At 74.9% G+C, this 17,029-nt stretch carries 11 protein-coding genes; 7 read left to right on the forward strand and 4 right to left on the reverse strand.

Annotated features, from left to right (window positions below; translation table 11 throughout):
* Positions 1-42 precede the first annotated feature (42 nt).
* Complete coding sequence (locus PH191_RS22900; protein WP_274187261.1) at positions 43-291, reverse strand: hypothetical protein; 249 nt, start codon at positions 289-291, stop codon at positions 43-45.
* 149 nt (positions 292-440) lie between these two features.
* Between PH191_RS22900 and PH191_RS22905 the strand changes: the two genes are divergently transcribed.
* Both PH191_RS22905 and PH191_RS22910 read left to right on the forward strand, forming a co-directional pair.
* Positions 441-701, forward strand: a complete 261-nt coding sequence (locus PH191_RS22905) for a hypothetical protein (RefSeq protein ID WP_274196941.1) — start codon at positions 441-443, stop codon at positions 699-701.
* Positions 702-794: 93 nt separating this feature from the next.
* The gene (locus tag PH191_RS22910) at positions 795-2,750 is read left to right on the forward strand and encodes an aconitate hydratase (RefSeq protein WP_274196942.1); all 1,956 of its coding nucleotides are present in this window, start codon (positions 795-797) and stop codon (positions 2,748-2,750) included.
* On the opposite strand, the gene PH191_RS22915 is transcribed toward PH191_RS22910, so the two are convergent.
* On the reverse strand, positions 2,751-5,957 hold the full coding sequence (locus tag PH191_RS22915) for an arabinosyltransferase domain-containing protein (RefSeq protein ID WP_274196943.1): 3,207 nt from the start codon (positions 5,955-5,957) through the stop codon (positions 2,751-2,753). It lies immediately after the preceding gene.
* Between the two features lie 158 nt (positions 5,958-6,115).
* Between PH191_RS22915 and PH191_RS22920 the strand changes: the two genes are divergently transcribed.
* Positions 6,116-7,411 carry a lipopolysaccharide biosynthesis protein gene (locus PH191_RS22920; protein WP_274196944.1) on the forward strand — a complete coding sequence of 432 codons (1,296 nt, stop codon included), beginning with the start codon at positions 6,116-6,118 and terminating at the stop codon, positions 7,409-7,411.
* Positions 7,408-8,112 (forward strand): class I SAM-dependent methyltransferase, encoded by a 705-nt coding sequence (locus tag PH191_RS22925; protein ID WP_274196945.1) that lies wholly within the window; start codon positions 7,408-7,410, stop codon positions 8,110-8,112. Before PH191_RS22920 ends, PH191_RS22925 begins: the two co-directional genes overlap by 4 nt.
* A gap of 22 nt (positions 8,113-8,134) precedes the next feature.
* On the opposite strand, the gene PH191_RS22930 is transcribed toward PH191_RS22925, so the two are convergent.
* Positions 8,135-11,524, reverse strand: coding sequence for an arabinosyltransferase domain-containing protein (locus tag PH191_RS22930; RefSeq protein ID WP_274196946.1), 3,390 nt, complete (start codon positions 11,522-11,524; stop codon positions 8,135-8,137).
* 203 nt (positions 11,525-11,727) lie between these two features.
* Here PH191_RS22930 and PH191_RS22935 point away from each other — a divergent pair, with 203 nt between their 5' ends.
* The 3 genes from PH191_RS22935 to PH191_RS22945 are packed head-to-tail and all read left to right on the forward strand — an operon-like array spanning position 11,728 to position 15,109.
* Positions 11,728-12,873 (forward strand): glycosyltransferase family 4 protein, encoded by a 1,146-nt coding sequence (locus tag PH191_RS22935; RefSeq protein WP_274196947.1) that lies wholly within the window; start codon positions 11,728-11,730, stop codon positions 12,871-12,873.
* Positions 12,874-12,908: 35 nt separating this feature from the next.
* Positions 12,909-13,646, forward strand: coding sequence for a class I SAM-dependent methyltransferase (locus PH191_RS22940; RefSeq protein WP_274196948.1), 738 nt, complete (start codon positions 12,909-12,911; stop codon positions 13,644-13,646).
* Positions 13,647-13,687: 41 nt separating this feature from the next.
* Positions 13,688-15,109, forward strand: coding sequence for a hypothetical protein (locus PH191_RS22945; protein WP_274196949.1), 1,422 nt, complete (start codon positions 13,688-13,690; stop codon positions 15,107-15,109).
* Positions 15,110-15,112: 3 nt separating this feature from the next.
* Here PH191_RS22945 and PH191_RS22950 read toward each other — a convergent pair whose 3' ends face one another.
* Positions 15,113-16,993, reverse strand: a complete 1,881-nt coding sequence (locus PH191_RS22950; protein WP_274196950.1) for a glycosyltransferase — start codon at positions 16,991-16,993, stop codon at positions 15,113-15,115.
* Positions 16,994-17,029 lie beyond the last annotated feature (36 nt).

Below are 17,029 nucleotides of genomic sequence, written 5' to 3' on the forward strand. Positions count from 1 at the left end.
ACGCCGGTGCTCTGATGAGCGCAGGTCACGGACCTGGACGGCTCACGCGTCGTCGAGTCGGGCGGCGAGACCGCGGTTCAGCTCGGACACCTCGAGGGTGCGGGGACCCTCGGAGAACGTCACCGACGCGATGACGCCGTAGTTGACCAGGACGACCTGGTTGTCGGCGAACGCGTAGCGGTGCACCTCGCCCTCGTTGATGATCTCCGTGAACCGCGCGACGACCGCGCCGAGGTCCTCCTCGAATTTCAGCGTCAGGGGAATCTGCGGCACCGACACGTAAACGGTCACGTTCGTCCTCCACCTCGATCCGTTCGGCCGCGATGAATTGCGCCGGACGCCACATCGAAAATGCTCCGAGTGCCACGCGTGAGGACCACGGCGGCCACCGATCCTAGATCGGGAGACCCCGCCGTGGGTCCCGACGGGGAGGGCGTGTCATGGAGATCGATGGCGTCGAGGTCTTCGAGGAGCAGGAGGACTACGGCTATTCCTGGTCCTGGGACGACCCGCGCGGATTCCAGTCCGAGATTCTGTGGCAGCGGGAGGTCGGGCACCTGAGCCTCGGGACGCGACAGATTCCCGGCGGCTGGGTGCACAACAGGCTCGACCCGAATGCCTGGGGCACCGCGCGCACGATCTACGAGGCCCGCCAGGTCGTCGAGGACTACGTGACGAAGGCGGCCGCCAAGCCCGCCTGACACCGAGCCCACACACGTCGCCCACCCGATGCAGCGTCCTCGCGCTGATCGGGTACCCGAGGGGCCACCGCCGCCGCCCCTCGGGAGTTCCGCATGCCCCACGGAGTCGCCCACCAGCTCATCGCGTCCCATCTCGTCGACGGGGAGATGACGCCCGGCGAGGAGATCGCCCTGCGCATCGACCAGACCCTGACGCAGGACGCGACGGGGACGCTCGTGATGCAGGAACTGGAGTCGCTGGGACTCGAACGCGTCCGGACCGAGGTGTCCGTGCAGTACGTCGACCACAACCTGCTCCAGGCCGACGAGAAGAACGCCGAGGACCACGCCTACCTGCGCTCGGCCGCCCGGCGCTTCGGGCTCTGGTACTCCCAGCCCGGCAACGGCGTCTCGCACCCGACGCACATGCAGCGCTTCGGCGCGCCGGGCAAGACGATGATCGGCTCCGACTCGCACACGCCGGCCTGCGGCTCGCTCGGGATGCTCGCCATCGGCGTCGGCGGGCTCGAGGTGGCGCTGGCGATCACCGGGAAGCCGCTGACCATCCGGATGCCCGAGATCTGGGGCGTCGAGCTCACCGGCGAGCTGCCCCCGTGGTGCTCGGCGAAGGACGTCGTCCTCGAGATGCTCCGCCGGCACGGCACCAAGGGCGGCACCAACCGGATCATCGAGTACCACGGGCCCGCGCTGGCGACGCTCACGGCGATGGACCGCCACGTCATCGCCAACATGGGCGCCGAGCTCGGGGCGACCACCACGGTCTTCCCGGCCGATGACGAGGTGCGTCGCTTCCTCGCGGGCGAGAAGCGCGAGCACGACTTCACCGAGCTGCTCCCCGAGGAGGGCACCGAGTACGACGTCACCGAGTCGATCGACCTCTCGGAGCTCGAGCCGCTCATCGCCCAGCCGTCGTCGCCGGCCAACGTCGTCCCCGTGCGCGAGGTGGCCGGGACGCCGGTCGGGCAGGTGGTCATCGGGTCGTCCGCGAACCCGGGGCTGCGGGACTTCGCCGTCGCCGCCCGCATGGTCGACGGCCGCCAGACCCACCACGGCGTCAGCTTCGACGTGAACCCGACGTCGCGGCCGATCCTCGTCGACCTCACCCGCTGGGGCGGCACGACCTCGTTGATCGCGGCCGGCGCCCGCATCCACCAGTCCGGCTGCATGGGCTGCATCGGGATGGGCCAGGCCCCCGCCCCCGGCACGAACTCCCTGCGGACCTTCCCCCGCAACTTCCCCGGGCGCTCGGGCGCCGGCAAGGACGACCAGGTCTGGCTGTGCTCGCCGGAGACCGCGGCGGCCAGCGCGCTGCGTGGCGAGATCACCGACCCCCGCGAGCTCGCCGAGGAGCTCGGCCTCACGTGGGGCGACCTGGACCTCCCCGAGCCCACCGTCATCCCCGACATGCTCGAGGAGCCGCCGCCGGAGGAGGAGGCGAAGAACGAGGAGCTGGTCAAGGGCCCGAACATCTCCGGGCTGCCGGAGTTCGACCGGTTCCCCGACTCCTTCGAGGTGCCGGTGCTCCTCGCGGTCGGCGACGACATCTCCACCGACGACATCTCCCCGGCCGGCGCGGAGGCCCTGCCCTTCCGCTCGAACATCCCGAAGCTCGCGCAGTTCGCCTTCATCCGGATCGACCCCGACTACCCGGCGAACGCCGAGGAGATCAAGGACTCGACCGGCCACGCGATCGTCGGCGGCGCCAACTACGGCCAGGGGTCGTCCCGCGAGCACGCCGCGATCTGCCCGCGCTACCTCGGCCTGCGGGTGGTGATCGCCGAGTCCTTCGCCCGCATCCACTGGCAGAACCTGGCCAACTTCGGGATCCTCGCGCTCGAGTTCGGTGACGAGGGCGAGCGCCCGAAGATCGACCAGGGCGCCACCCTGTCGTTCGAGAACGTGCACGAGCAGCTGCAGCAGGGGCACGAGGTGACCGGCCGGGTGGACGGGACCGAGTACACCTTCCGTCACCAGCTCTCGGACCGGCAGGTGGCCATGGTGCTCGCGGGCGGGCTGATCCGGCAGCTCGCGGAGGGTGAGGAGAGCTGATCAGGGCAGGCCGGAGACGGTCTCCCGCCGCCGGATGAGCTCGTAACCGTCCGACGGGTAGGGCTGGCGGTAGTCGAGGACCCACAGGTCGTCGACCTCGTCGCCGGCGTCGCGGAAGCGCGTGGTGAGCCGGGTGACGTCGGCCTCGCGGTGGGTGTGGCCCAGCAGGCCGCCCCGCTCGGGCTCGAACGTCCAGTCCGCCAGCGCGTCCCGGGGCGTGTCGCCGTAGGCGATCGCGGCGGACGCGGGCTCGGTGACGCCCGCCTGCTGGCGCGGCTGGCGCACGCCGGGGAAGAGCGACTTCATCTGCCAGGCGACCCCGACGGCGCGGTCGGCCGGGAGGAACTCGGGTAGCGGGACCCAGCGCCGCACCGTCGGGCCGGTGAACGCGAGCCAGCCGCCGGTGGTGGTGCTGTCGTCGACCGCCACCAGCCGGACGACCTCCGCGCCCGGCGGCGGGGCGGCCTCGTCGACGAGGGGCACGGTGCGCCACTCGACGGAGCTGTCCGGGTCGCCGATCAGCCGGCCGCCCACCGGGACGAACCCCGAGGGGTCCGCCCGCCCGTACTCGGCGCGCAGCGAGACGCCGTCGCCGAGACGTCCGGACACGGAGACGGCCAGTCCGGCGTCCGGCGACGATGGCGGGAGCCGGTACCAGTCCGTGGTGAACGTGCCGCGGCGCGAGTCCGCGTTCGCGCCCGGCGCGGGGACCAGGAAGCTGCCGAACACCGGCACGTCCGGCGCCAGGCCCGGAGGGGGCGGGCTGGTGGGGAGGTAGGCGCCGGGGACGAAGGCCTCGGTATCGGCCGCCGTGGTGGGGGGTGTGGCGGGCGGGAGGGCCCGGGCCCTCCCGGGGTCCAGGACGTCGATCTGATGGGCCATCCCGGACCGGGTCGCGCCAGGGTCGTTCCAGGCGTCGACCTGGGGTGACCACGTCGACGACGTCAGGACCGCCGCGCGGGCGAAGTCGCCGACCATCCAGACGGTGAACGTGAGCAGGAAGACGACGGCCAGCACGGGTGTCGCCACGCCGAGTGCGAGCCGTCGCCACCCCGGTGCCCAGCGCGCGGCGACGGCGGCCACGGCGACGGCGACCACCGCGAGCGCGAGGGCCCACCAGAGCGGCTGGTCGAACTCGATGCCCCGCACCGAGGGGAAGTCGCCGTAGGCCGGCATCCCGAGGCCCCGGTCGTAGGGCCACATGTCCCGGCCGTGCCCGGCGAGGGCGAACACGAGCACCGCCGAGAGCGCCGCGGCCGCCAGCGTCGCCTGCGGGACCGGCCGCTCCCGGTCGAGCCGCGCGAGGAGATGGGGGCCGTCGACGAGGACCAGGGCCAGGAACACCGCCCCGAGCCCGGCCAGGGCGCCGAAGTGGTGTGTCGGGGCGCTGGGGGTGGGCAGGAGCAGGACGAAGGCGAGGATCGCGGTCCACCCGGCGAACGGGAGCCGGAAGGGCACGACGAGGTCCCGGGCCCGGGCCGCCACGACCAGGACGAGGAACCACACGAGCATGAGCAGGCACACCAGGACGGCGGCCCGGCGGGCGTAGGACCCGAAGTGCGACTCGGTGGTGAGCAGCGCCCCGTAGCGGGTGATCTCCTGGTACCAGGTCCCGGCCCGCTGGATGGGCGCGAAGATCTCTTGGGAGCGGACGAAGTCGCGGTAGGCGCCGTCGCCGAACCCGAGCAGGCTCCCCACCGCGGCGGGGGCGAGCACCACCACCCACCGGCCCGCCGTCGCCCACCAGCCACCGGGCCCGCGGCGGAACCAGCGCCACACGACCGGGGCCGCCGCCACCAGCGGCGCGAGCGCGACGAACCCGGTCGGTGCGGCCATGAGGCCGGCGGAGCCGATCCCCACCGCGAGTCCCACCAGCGCCGGCCGGCGCCGCTCGATCCCCTCGACGACGGCGACCAGCGTCGCCACCGCGAAGAAGGCGACGACGGGCTCCGGACGGACGCCCATGTCGTAGGGCAGCCACCAGGCCAGGAACGCCGCGGCCGCCGCGAGCCGCGCCGCCGCGTGGGCCCACCGCCCCTGCCGCGTGCCCTCCCCGAGCAGACGGGTGCGGGCGACGAACGACCGGACCAGGAACCACGTCCCGAGCCCGAGGACGAGGGCGGGGATGCGCAGCACCGTCGGCGCCACCCCGAAGGTCTCCTGCCACCACGAGAGGGCGTAGTACGGCCAGGAGAAGGGCGTGAAGCCCTGGTTGTCGAGCTGGTAGTAGTTCGGCACGTACCCGGAGAACGGCACGTTCGCCGCCATCGCGCTGTAGTAGCCGTCGTCGTCGGTCAGTGGCGCGAGGAACAGCCAGGCGAGCAGGGTCGCCGGCACCAGGGCGTCCACCACCCGTGGGCGCAGGTGTCGCACGCGTGAGAGCCACCGGGCGACGGCCCCCGTCTCCGCCGGGCGCGAGTCGGCCCGGGGGCGCCGGACGGCCGTGACGGTCACCGCGACCGCGCCGACCGCCAGTGCCGCGAGGATCGTCCCGATGAGCGCCCACTTGAGGGGCGCGGGGGAGTGGTCGAAGACGTCGTCGACCGTCATCCGGACCGAGAGGTCGTCGGGGGTGGCGTCCGGGAGCGCCGGCAGCGAGGTCCGCAGCGCGTCCACCTCGGGCAGCGCGGCGATCGGGGCGAGGTCCGGCTCCGACTCCGGCAGCACGTCCGGGTCGGGCTCGGGCATGCGGCTGGGGGTGGTCGAGACGGTCACGCCGTCGACGACGACGTGCATCGCCGCGGCGTCGCCACCGACGACGATGCGGCAGTCCCCCGCGGGCAGCGGGCCCGCGTAGAGGTCCTCGCCGCCGCTGCGGACGGTCACCCCGCCGTCGCGCGCGCGCACGGTCAGCGCCTCCGCGTCGGCGTCCGGCGACGTCGGACCCATGGTGGACAGGACGACCCTGTCGGGCGTCGCCGCCGCGGCCCGGGCGGCCCGGCAGCTGAAGCGGGCCTCGATGTCGACCGGCTCGTAGGCGGTGAGCATGAGCATCGTCGGCGCCGGGTCCCGGGGATCGGCCGGCCAGCGGACCTCGGGGACGCTCATCGAGACGGGGGCGATCGGCAGCAGGACGGCGCCGACGAGGGCCACGAGACCCGCGACGACGGCGATCACCGAGGACCACGGGCGCGCGGAGCGCGGTCCCGGCCGGTCGGCGACGTCGTCGGCCTCGGCGTACACCTCGGGCGGGGCCTCCGTGCTCACCAGCCGCCGCTCCTCCTGGATCGTGCCCGAGGTCGGCACGTTAACCCGGCGCCCGGCCGGGCGAATCGAGGGGTGGGCCCGGCGGGTGGCGCACGGGGAGGGCGGGGTCGCGGGATACGCTGCCGGGCATCACAGCACCGAGTGAGGAGTCGCTCGCCGTGGGCGACCAGACGCCCGGCCGGGTGGGCGCCCGGAGGCTGGTCGGTGCGGCCGGTCTCGGCGTCCTGGTCTCCGGCCTGATCGTCAACGTCTATCTCGCGGTCGTGGCGCGTGCGCTCCCTCCCGCCGAGTACGCGACGTTCGGGTCGTTCTGGGCACTCGCCCTCGTCGTCGGCTTCGGGGCCTTCCTGCCGCTCGAGCAGGAGCTCGCGCGACGCCTGCCCTTGCCCGGCGACCGCCAGGCGCTCCTGCGGGCCGCGAGCGGCGCCGCCGCGGTGCTCGCCGGGATCGCCCTCGTGGTGCTCGTCGGGGCGCTGCCGATCATCTGGCGGTCGCTGGACGGCGACGTGTCCGTCCTGCTCGCCCTCGGGGCGCTGTGCGTCGTCTCCGCGGGCCAGTTCCTCGTGCGCGGCACCCTGATCGGCACCGACCGCCTCGTGCGCCACGCGGCCGTCATGGTGCTCGACGCGGTCCTCCGGCTCGGCTTCGCCGTCGGCGTCTTCATCGTGGGCGGTGCCGACGCGGCGGCGTTCTGCTGGGCGCTCGTGGCCGCGATCGTGCTCGCGCACCTGCCGCAGCTGCCCGCGGCGTGGCGGCGGGCCGTGGCGTGGGGGCGGCCGTTGTCTCCGGGGACCCCCGCCGACCGGCCCTCGGTGCGCGGGCTGACCCGCGCCGCGATGCCGCTGCTGGTCGGCTCGGTGTGCGCGCAGCTTCTGCTCAACGGGCTGCCGGTGCTTGTGGTGGCCGAGGCCGGCGAGGCCAACGAGGCCGCGGCCGGCGTGTTCGTGGCCGCGTTCACCCTGGCCAAGGCACCGTTGTCGATGGTCGTGCCCCTGCAGTCGGCCGTCGTCCCCACGCTGACCCGCCTGATCGCCGCGGACCGCAGGCGCGAGGTGGTGGTCCTGCTCGTGAAGGGCGTCGCCCTGCTCGGCGCCGTGGCGGCGATCGGCGTCCCGCTGGCCTTCTTCGTGGGCCCCTGGGTGGTGTCGCTCGTCTTCGGAGCCGACTACACGATCGGCGGCCTGGACCTCGCGATCATCCTCTGCGGGGTGCTCGCCCACATCGGGCTCGTCGTCGTCACCCAGGTCCACGTCGCCCGGGGTCGCCACCGCGACGTCGCGCTGAGCTGGACCGCGGGCCTCCTGGCCGCAGGCGTCACGTTCTGGCTGGTCCCGGGCGTGATCCTCTCCGGAGAGGTCGCGTTCGGGGTCGGCAGCGCGGTGGGCGCAGTGGTCAGTGCCCTGATCCTGGCGGCCTCGCGCCGCCGTCCTGCCGAGGAGAGGAACGAGGCGTGAGCGCCGAGAGCACCGAGTACGACGAGCAGTACTACCAGGCCAACGGCCAGGCCGACGATCGTCCCGCGCTGCGCTGGTACACCCGTCTCGTGCGCCGCTACACCGCCGGCGGCCCGTACCTCGACTTCGGCTGCGGCACCGGGCACCTCGTGCGACGGCTCTCCGCGCTCGGCCCGGCGGCGGGCTTCGAGATCTCCGAGTACTCGGCGCGCACCGCCCGCGCGAACGCGCCAGGAGCCACCGTCACCACCGACGTCGCCGAGCTCGCCGACGGCGCCTTCGGTGCGCTGACCGCGATCCACGTCCTCGAGCACCTCGACGACGAGGTGGCGTCGGAGACGCTCCGGACGTGGCGGCGCATCCTGCGCCCCGGGGGGTACGCCCTCGTCGTCATGCCCGACCCGGCCGGTCGCGGCCGGCGCCTGGCGGGTCAGGCGTGGATGGGCTTCGCCGACCCCACCCACATCAACCTCAAGCCGCACGCCCGGTGGCGGGAGTTCCTCACCGACCACGGTTTCGTGGTGGAGCGTGAGGGCACCGACGGGCTCTGGGACGTGCCCTACGGCCGGCTGCCGAAGCTGCTCGACGCGGCCCGCTACGCCGTGCCCGCGTTCGCGCAGTTCCTGTCCGGGCGCCTCGTGCTCCCGGCGGGATCCGGGGAGTCGTCGGTGTTCGTGATCCGCCGGCCCGCGGACGACTGACCGGCCCGATCGGTCCGGCGGCTCAGCCGCCCGCGGCGTCCGCGGGCGGCGGCACCGCGCCGGGCTCGTCGGCCGCGGGCCCGTCGGCGGCGGCCTCCTGCTCGTCGAGCGGCACCGACATCGTGGTGTTCGGCGCCGGGCTCCACCCGGACACGACCTCGCGGCGCGGGTCGACGCGGTAGGACGGCGCGAGCGGCACCAGGGGGTCGAGCCGGTAGACCTGGCCCGACGCCCCGTCGGGGGCGGGACGCAGCCGGGTGGTCAGCTCGGTGACCTCGGAGTCGCGCAGGCTCTGGGCGAACAGGCCGCCGCGGCCCGTCTGCCAGATGCCGTCGAAGCGGTAGGCCAGGGGACGGTCGCCCCACACGACGCCCAGCGTGGCCGGCTCGTTGATCCCGAGCGCCTGCACCGGCTTGCGCTGGCAGGGGAACAGGAACGAGTACTGCCAGCTCACGGCCGAGGCCTCGCCGGGCCTGCTGTAGTCCGCGAGCGTGGTCCAGCGCTGGACGGTCGGCGCGCTCACCGCGAGCCAGCCGCCGGGGGCGACCGAGGTGTCCTCCGCGACGAGCCGGAGCACCGTGGCGCCCGTCGGCGGCCCGTTCGCGTCCTCGAGGAGCTGCGAGCGCCAGATCGTCGAGTCCACGGAGTCGCCCTCGGTGTCGACGTCCAGGGCCTGGCCCCCGATCGGGACCACGGCGCCGCCGAGCTCCCGGCCGTACTCGACCCGCAGTGTGTTGCCGTCGCCCGTGCGTCCCGACACCGAGGTGGTCATCGCCGCGCCGGGCCGGTCGGCCGGGATCGCGTACCAGGGTGTGGAGAAGCCGCCCACGGTGCCGTCCGAGCCCGCGGAGATCCCGGGCCCGGACGTGGGCGGCACGAAGCTGCCCCAGGCCTCGGCACCGGTGGCCGGCGGCGGGCTCGACGGGAACCAGCCGCCCGGCACGAACACCGACGTGCCGCCCGGCGGCGGCGCGAACAGGAAGGGCACCGGAGCGAGCGGAAGGGCCGTCGCCGGGTCGAGGACCTCGATCTGACGGGCCGCGCCGCAGTCGGTCGCGAGCGGGTCGCGCACCGCGTCGGCCCACGGCGAGTACCCGTCGGCGGTGCGGGCGGTGGCGAGCACGAAGCTGCCGACGAGGTACGTCGTGGACACCAGCAGCACCGCGGCCGCGGTGAGCGACACCGCGATCACCGGGGCCACGGGCCGCCATGAGGGCGCCCGCCACCGGACCACGAGCAGGGTCGCGGCCGTCAGGACCACCCCGCCGAGCAGCCACCACACGGGCTGGTCGAAGGAGAAGAACGCGACGCGGGGCACCTGGAACGCGTCGGGCAGGCCGAGCATCCAGGAGTAGGGCCAGTTGTGGTCGCCGTGGCCGGCGAGGGCGGCGAGGACCACCACGAACAGGCCGACGCCGACCATCACCGGCAACGGCGGTCGCCACGGGGACCGGTCGGGGGCATCCGGGTCCTCCGGTCCCTCCGGCGGCCGGGCGTCGCGCAGCAGCACCGGCGCGCCGACGACGACGAGCGCGATCACCGCCGGGCCGACGGTGGCGAGCGTGCCGAAGTGGTGGGTCCACTTGCTGGGGGTCAGCCACAGGAGGGCGAAGCCCAGCAGCAGGGTCCACCCGGCCGCCGCGAACCGCGGGGGCAGACGCAGGCCGCGCCCGCGCGCGAGCGCCACGAGGGCGAGCAGGCAGCCCAGCGCGAGCACGCCGAGCAGGACGGGGTACCGCTTGGCGTAGTTCCCCATCGGGCCGCCGTCGTCGAGCAGGAAGCTCCACCGGACGATCTCCGAGTACCAAGTCTCCTGCGCCTGCATCCCGAGGAAGATCTGCTGGGCGCGGACGAAGTCGCGCAGCGACCCGTCGGCGAACGCGAGCACGCTGACGAGCGCCCCGGGCGAGGCGAGGGCGACCACCGTCGCGACCCGGCGGGGCAGCGAGCCCACCTCGGCGAGCCGCCGCCACACCGCGGGCAGCAGGGCGAGCAGGGGCGCGAGGGCGACGAAGCCGGTCGGCGCGGCCGTGGCGCCGAAGGACGCGACGCCGACGGCGAGCCCCGCGAGGAACCAGCGGTCGCGCTCGAGGGCGACCCGGAGGCACAGCAGGCTCGCGATCACGCTCGTGGCCACGACGGCCTCGGCGCGCACCCCGACGTCGTAGGGCAGCCACCAGGCGACGAACGCGACCGCCACGACCGCGTGCAGGGCGATCGCCCGCCCGCGTCCCGTGCCCGCGGGCAGCGCGCGGGCCACGTAGGCGCGCAGCAGGACCCAGCTCAGGAGCCCGAGCAGCAGGGCGGGGACACGCTGGACGACCGGGCTCAGGCCCGCGACGCCCTGCCACCACGAGAGCACGTAGTAGATCCACGTGAACGGGGTGAAGCCCTGGTTGTAGAGCTGGTAGTAGTTCGCGACGTAGCCGGTGTACGGCACGTTCCCAGCCATGGCGGCGTAGTAGCCGTCGTCGTCGCTCATCGGGCCGATGAAGGTCCACAGCACCAGCAGGGCCGGCACCACCGCGTCGACCACCCGCGGGCGCGGCCCGCGCCACCGGAGGGGTCCCTCGAGGAGCCGCCCGACCGGGCGGGTCAGGCGTTCCCGCCACGACCCCGTCCAGCCGGCGGGCTCCCAGCGCGCGGCGCGCACGGCCCGGTCGCGCTCGCGGAGCGCGGCGAGCACCACGCCGACGGCCACGAGCAGCAGGGCGGTCACGAGGGTCTTGAGGAACGTCGGGGACGTCGAGAACTGGTCGTCGACGGTGAGCCGGACGCCGAGCCCGGTGCCGCCCGGCCGGGGTGGCACCGAGGTCACGAGCGCGTCGACGTCGGGGACGGCCTCGGGTCCCGCCCGGCCGACGGGCCGGCCGTCGAGCGTGACCGTCATGCCGGTGAGGTCGCCGGTGATCGCGACCGCGCAGGGTCCCGGCGGGAGGGGCCCCTCCACGAGCGGGATCCCGCGGGACACGACGCTGAGCCGGTCGTCGCGCACGATGGCGAGCAGCCCGACCTCGGCCGCAGGGGAGACCGGGGGGAGTGTCGCGAGCAGGAGGCCGTCGCCGGTCTCGCCGAGCGCGCGGCCCGTCCCGGCGGACCCCGCCGCCCGGATCGCGTCGCAGCCGGCCCGGACGTCGAGCGCGAGGGGACGCTGGGTCGTCAGCTGCAGGGCGGTCGGCCGGGGGTCCGCGGGGTCGAGCGGCCAGCTGACCTCCGGCTGGGAGACGCTCACCGGGAGCAGCGGCAGCAGCGCCGCGCACACGAGCGCGAGGATCCCGGCGACGGTGGCGACCGCGGGCCACGAGGGCCGGCGCGCCCGCCAACCACCCTGCACGTCGGCCCCGTCGGGAGCGGGTCCCTCGTCGGTGCGGCTCTCGTCGGCGGGGGACGAGGGCCGCGAGGTGGCGGTCACCGGGCGGGCTCCCGAGTCGGTCGGTGGATGACGCACGGTAGCAACGGCGGCGCGTCCGGCGACCACCTGCCCGCGCGTGTACCGATCGGGCCACGGGTCCCGTCCCGGCGCGCCCGTCGGCCGTGGCGCCGATCGCGGCCTCTACAGTGTCCGGGCGGGACGAGCTGCCAGGACGGCCCCCGGAAACGTTGGCGAGGAGGGTGATGGACGAGCATCCGCACCACGACCTCTGCATCGTCCTGACCTATTACAGCCCCTACGTCTCCGGGCTCACCAACGTCGCGCGCGACCTCGCCGAGGGCCTCGCGGCGCGCGGGTGGAGGGTGTGTGTCGTCGCCTCCAAGCACGACCCGGAGCTCGCGACGCACGAGTTCGTCAACGGGGTCGAGGTGATCCGGGCTCCGGTGCTGGCCAAGGTCGGCAAGGGGACGATCGGGCTCAACCTGACCCGGCTCGCGCTGCGGGAGATGGCTCGCTCGACGGTGGTCAACCTGCACCTCCCCCTGGTCGAGGCGGGGCTGCTGGCGCGGCTCTCGCCGGTGCCGGTGGTGTCGACCTACCACTGCGACGTCTCCCTGCCGACCGGTGACGGCCCGCTCGTGCGCCGGCTCGTCAACGCCGCCCAGCACCGGGCGATCGACTTCTCCAGCCGGGTGGCGCTGCGGCGCTCCGCGGCCGCGGTGGTGTCCAGCGAGGACTACGCGCGGCACAGCCGGATGTGGTCCGCGATCGACGGCCGGATGGTCGCGGTGCCCCCGCCGTGCCCGCCGCGGGGCGCCGGCCGCCCGACCTTCCGGCGCGGCGAGGGACTCCACGTCGGCTTCCTCGGGCGCATCGTCGAGGAGAAGGGCGTCGAGCACCTCGTCGACGCGTTCCTCGCCCTCGACGACCCCGACGCCCGGCTGCTCGTGGGCGGGGACTACCTCGACGTCGCCGGCGGCAGCGTCGCCGAGCGGGTCCGGCGCCACATCGGCGACGACCCGCGGATCGCGATGCTCGGGTTCATCCCCGAGGAGGACCTCGACGACTTCTACGCCTCGCTCGACGTCTTCGCGCTCCCGTCGGTCAACGCCTTCGAGGCGTTCGGCATCGTCCAGGTGGTCGCGATGATGGCGGGCGTGCCCGCGCTGGTCAGCGACCTGCCCGGGGTGCGCACGGTCGTCGAGGAGACCGGGTTCGGGGAGGTCGTGGCCCCCCGCGACGTCCCGGGGCTGACCGCCGCGCTCGCCCGCCTGCGCGACGACCCGCCGGACGCCGCGCACGGCGCCGCCACCGCGTCCGCGCGCTACAGCGTCGAGGCCGTCCTCGACGCGTACGACGCCGTCTTCGCCAAGGCCGGCGGGCGCTGAGCCCGTCGGTCACACCGACTCCGCCGGAGGAACCGTTGGGTATCGACCCGAGCACCGGGATCGAGGAGGTCTCGCGGACCTGGACGCGCCTCGGGCGCGAGGATCCGATGTGGGCCGTCCTCACCGACCGGGAGAAGGCCGGGGGTGGGTGGACGCCGGCCGAGTTCCTGGCCACCGGCGCCACCGAGATCGCGACGCTCCTGGGCCGCCTGGCCGAGCTCGGCGCCGACCCGGCCCGCGGCCGCGCCGTCGACTTCGGCTGCGGCGCGGGACGGCTGTCCCACGGCCTCGCCACGGCAGGGTTCGCCGAGGTGGTCGGGCTCGACATCTCGCCGACGATGCTGGAGAAGGCCCGCGAGATCGTCGACGCGCCGGCGTGCGACTTCCGCCTCGCGACCGGCCCGGACCTCGACGTCGTCGAGCCCGCCTCGGCCGACCTCGTCTACACCTGCCGCGTCCTGCAGCACATGCCGACCGAGCTCGCGCACCGCTACGTCCGGGCGTTCTACCGGATCGTGCGGCCCGGCGGGTACGTCGTGTTCCAGATGCCCACCGCCCCGGCCCGCAACGCCGCCGGACTCGCCCTGCGCGCGCTGCCGGCCCCGCTCGCCCGGCGACTGCGGCGCGGCATGGAGATGCACGGCACGCCGGAGGCCGGGGTCCGCGCCCTGGTGGCCGAGTGCGGGGCGGAGATGCTGGCCGCCGACGAGGACACCAGCGCCGGCCCGCGCTGGGGCTCGCGCCTCTACGTCACCCGCGCCGCCCCGGCCTGAGCAGGACCTGACGGGGCCACCGATCGTGTCATGATCGGTCGGTGAGCAGCGGGGGGAACCGCACCACCGGTCCCGTCGCGGTCGTCGACGTCCTCCTGGGCCTCGCCCTCACCGTGGGCGCCGCGGCCTGGTTCCTCTGGATCGCGGCCGGCCCCACCGCCCAGGGCGTGCTCACCGGCGAGGAGGCGTCCGTCGCCCACCGCGACGCGTTGGCGCTCGCCCTGCACTGGCAACCCTCGGTGTGGAGTACCAACGCGGGCGGCCAGCTCTTCTACGCGCTCACGGGGCACGTCACCGGGCTCCTCGGGGACTACACGCTCTTCTCCCCGCGCACGGCCAAGGCGCTCGCCTCGGCCCTGCTCGCCCCGCTGGCCTACGTCGTCGCGCGCCGGCGGCTGGGATGCGGGCCGACCGCGGCCACCCTCGGCGCCGTCCTCGTGGTCCTGGTGCCCGGCGTGACCTCGCTGGCCTGGGTGGCCATCGAGACCCCGCTCGACGCGGTGGCCGGGATGGCGGCCCTGTACGTCGCCACCTCGCGACGGTGGTGGTGGCCGCTGGGCGGCGTGCTCGCCGGGGCGTCGGTGTCGCTGTACACGGCCGGCCTGGCGTGGGCGTTCGCGGTCGTGGTCGTCCTGCTCGGCCGCGTCCGGCGACCCACCGACGCGCTGCTCGCCGTCCTGGGGATCGCGGCGGGCGTGGGCGTCGTGGCCGCCCCGCTCGCCTGGTGGCGCAACGGCGGGGTCGTCGTCACCGGGGGCGGGCGCGACGGGATCGATTTCGGCGCCGTCGGCGCGCGGTTGGCGGAGATCGGGTCCTACGCGGTGCGCTCCGGCTCGTCCTACTACTACGCCACGGGCATTCCGGTCCTCGGCGGCGTCGTGCCCGCCGCGGTGCTCGCCGCGGGCGCCCTGGTGGCCGCGATCGGCCGCTTCCGCGCGGTGTGCCCGTGGCTGCTCGTCGCTGCGGGAGCCGTCGGGCTCTACGCGGTCTCGAGCGGTGTGCCCGGCGCGCGGCGGATCGTCGCGCTCGCGATCGTCGCCGGGTTGCTGGGCGGCGTCGCGGTCGACGTGCTCGCCCGTCGGCGGCCGGTGTGGACGGCGCTGCTCGTCGCCGCGACGGTGGCCGCGGTGGCGGCACCGATGGCGGTCGGCCTGGCCGCCTGGCGCGAGGACCTCGCCCGGGGCGAGCGGGTCATGACCGCCGACTGGCCCCTGCCCGTGGCCCCGGGTGCGACCGCGACGTCGACGCTCGCGGACCTGGACGCCGCGCTGCGCGCCGGGCGCCTCACGGTGACCCAGGTCGGCGACGGCTGGGGCGGGACGCGGACGCTCGCCCTGCTCTACCTCCTCGACGCCCGTCATGGCCGGCCGCCGCCGTTCGGCGCCGACCAGCTCATCGCCTACTACGCGACGACGCCGGACTGCCGGGCCCTCGACGGGCCGGCGTGCGCCCCGCCGCGGTGAGCCTCAGCCGCCCGCGAAGAGCCGTCGCCAGTTGTCCGCGTCGGTCAGCCGGGGTGCGGCGGCGCGCCAGGCCTCCACGGCGCCGCGCCCCTCGCGGGCCAGGCGCCACAGGACGCGGGCACCGTCGCGGCCCAGCGACCGCAGCGCCTCCGGGTCGCGGCGACGCACGCGCACGCCGCCCTGACCGGCGTCGGTGACGGCGACCTCGTCGAACAGCCCGATGTGCCACCAGTACGCCTCGCCGGCGCCGACGAGCCCGCCGTGGCGCGGGGTGCGGCCGAGCCACTGCTGGGTGAGGCGCTTCGCCATCACCAGGTGGTCCCGGGTGGGCTCCGGGCCGGAACGGACGATCTCCATCTCGGTGGGGCCGAGGCCGGGGGCGTCGGTCACCGGGTGGGCGACGGTCTCACCGTGTCCCGCCCGTCGGGCCCGGATCGCGCCGACGGCGGCGACACCGCCGTCGTCCAGCACCCGCGGGCCGGCCAGGAAGTCCTCCACCGCCGCGATGAGCGTGGCGGCCAGGCCGTAGTTCATCGAGACGAGGTAGCGCCCGAGCAGGTCGGCCAGCACCCCGGTGACGTGCCGGATCGGGAACGGGGAGTGCAGCGCCGCGGTGATCATGGCGTTGCGCAGGTTGAAGTACCGGTGCCAGTCGTCCCAGTCCTTCCACGGGAAGTCCGCGTGCCACACCCCGGCGCCCGGCAGCGTCACGGTCGGCACCCCGTGAGCACGGGCGCGGTAGCAGTACTCCACGTCGTCCCACTGGAAGAACAGCGGTAGCGGGTAGCCCGCGCGACGCACCAGCTCGGACGGGATGAGGCAGGACCACCAGCCGGTGTACCCCGCGTCGACCCGGCGGTCCTGCACGTTCTTGGTGCCGTCGGGGAAATGGTCCGTCACGTCCGACTCGCCCACCGCGCCCGGGCTGACATGGCCGTTGGTGAGGTCGGTGAGCACGGCGTACTCGGCGCCGGCGAGCACCTGGGTCGGGTGCAGCAGGTTGAGCATCTGGGCGCCGACGATCGTGGGGTCGGCGACGCACCGCCCGAACGCCGCCAGCCGCACGACCACCTCGGGCTCGCAGCGGATGTCGTCGTCCATGAACAGCACGTCGACGTCCGGCCGCGACCCGTGCTCGACGACCTCGTAGAGCCCACGGGTGAAGCCGCCGGACCCGCCGAGGTTCGGCTGGGGCAGGTAGCGGAAGTGGTCGCCGAGGCGCGCGGCCACGTCGGCGAACCCCTCGCGGGTGTCGATGCGGTCGGTGCCCTGGTCCACGACGACGACCTCGTCGAGGAGGGCCAGCACGTCGTGCTCGTCGGTGAGCGCCTGCAGGGTGGCGATGCAGTCGTCGGCGCGGTTGTGCGTGCAGACCACGACCGAGGCGCCGCGGTCGTTCGCGGGGGCCGCCACGGTCCAGCGGGCGTCGTGGAGCACCAGCTCGTCGTCGTCGGTGACGATCTCGATCCAGAGCCCGCCGCCGTCGAGGAAGCGGTCGAGCGGCGCGGCGAGACGCACGTCCTCGGCCTGGGCATCGTGCACCGCGAGCGTGCGCGGGACCCCGTTGGTGTCCGACGCCCGCAGCATCACGCGGCCCGCGCCGCGGGTACGTCCCTCGAACCGCACCTCGGTGGCGGCCGTCCACCGCTGCCAGTAGCTCGCGGGGAAGCGGCCGAAGTAGGTGTTGGTGCCGACGTGGCTGTAGGCGCCGACGCGGACGTGCCGCCGCCGCCGCTCCGCCCGTCCGCGCAGGACCTCGACGTAGAGCTCGTCGGGGACCTCCGGGAGGGGACCCGCGAACAGCCCTCGGCCCACCACCAGGCGGCTCCCCTCGCCCGCCGGCTCGGCGTCGCGGGGTGTCGAGAGCGTGGCGACATCGGTCATGCGGACGGGCTCCCTGAGGGATCGGGGCGGCGAGCC

It is taken from the genome of Actinomycetospora callitridis, assembly GCF_028737265.1.
Classification (GTDB): Bacteria; Actinomycetota; Actinomycetes; order Mycobacteriales; family Pseudonocardiaceae; genus Actinomycetospora; species Actinomycetospora callitridis.

Excerpts from the sequence above, each read along its gene's own strand:
- PH191_RS22905 (WP_274196941.1), top strand. The coding sequence starts at position 441 with ATGGAGATCGATGGCGTCGAGGTCTTCGAGGAGCAGGAGGACTACGGC.
- PH191_RS22910 (WP_274196942.1), top strand. The coding sequence starts at position 795 with ATGCCCCACGGAGTCGCCCACCAGCTCATCGCGTCCCATCTCGTCGAC.
- PH191_RS22935 (WP_274196947.1), top strand. The coding sequence starts at position 11,728 with ATGGACGAGCATCCGCACCACGACCTCTGCATCGTCCTGACCTATTAC.
- PH191_RS22950 (WP_274196950.1), bottom strand. The coding sequence starts at position 16,993 with ATGACCGATGTCGCCACGCTCTCGACACCCCGCGACGCCGAGCCGGCG.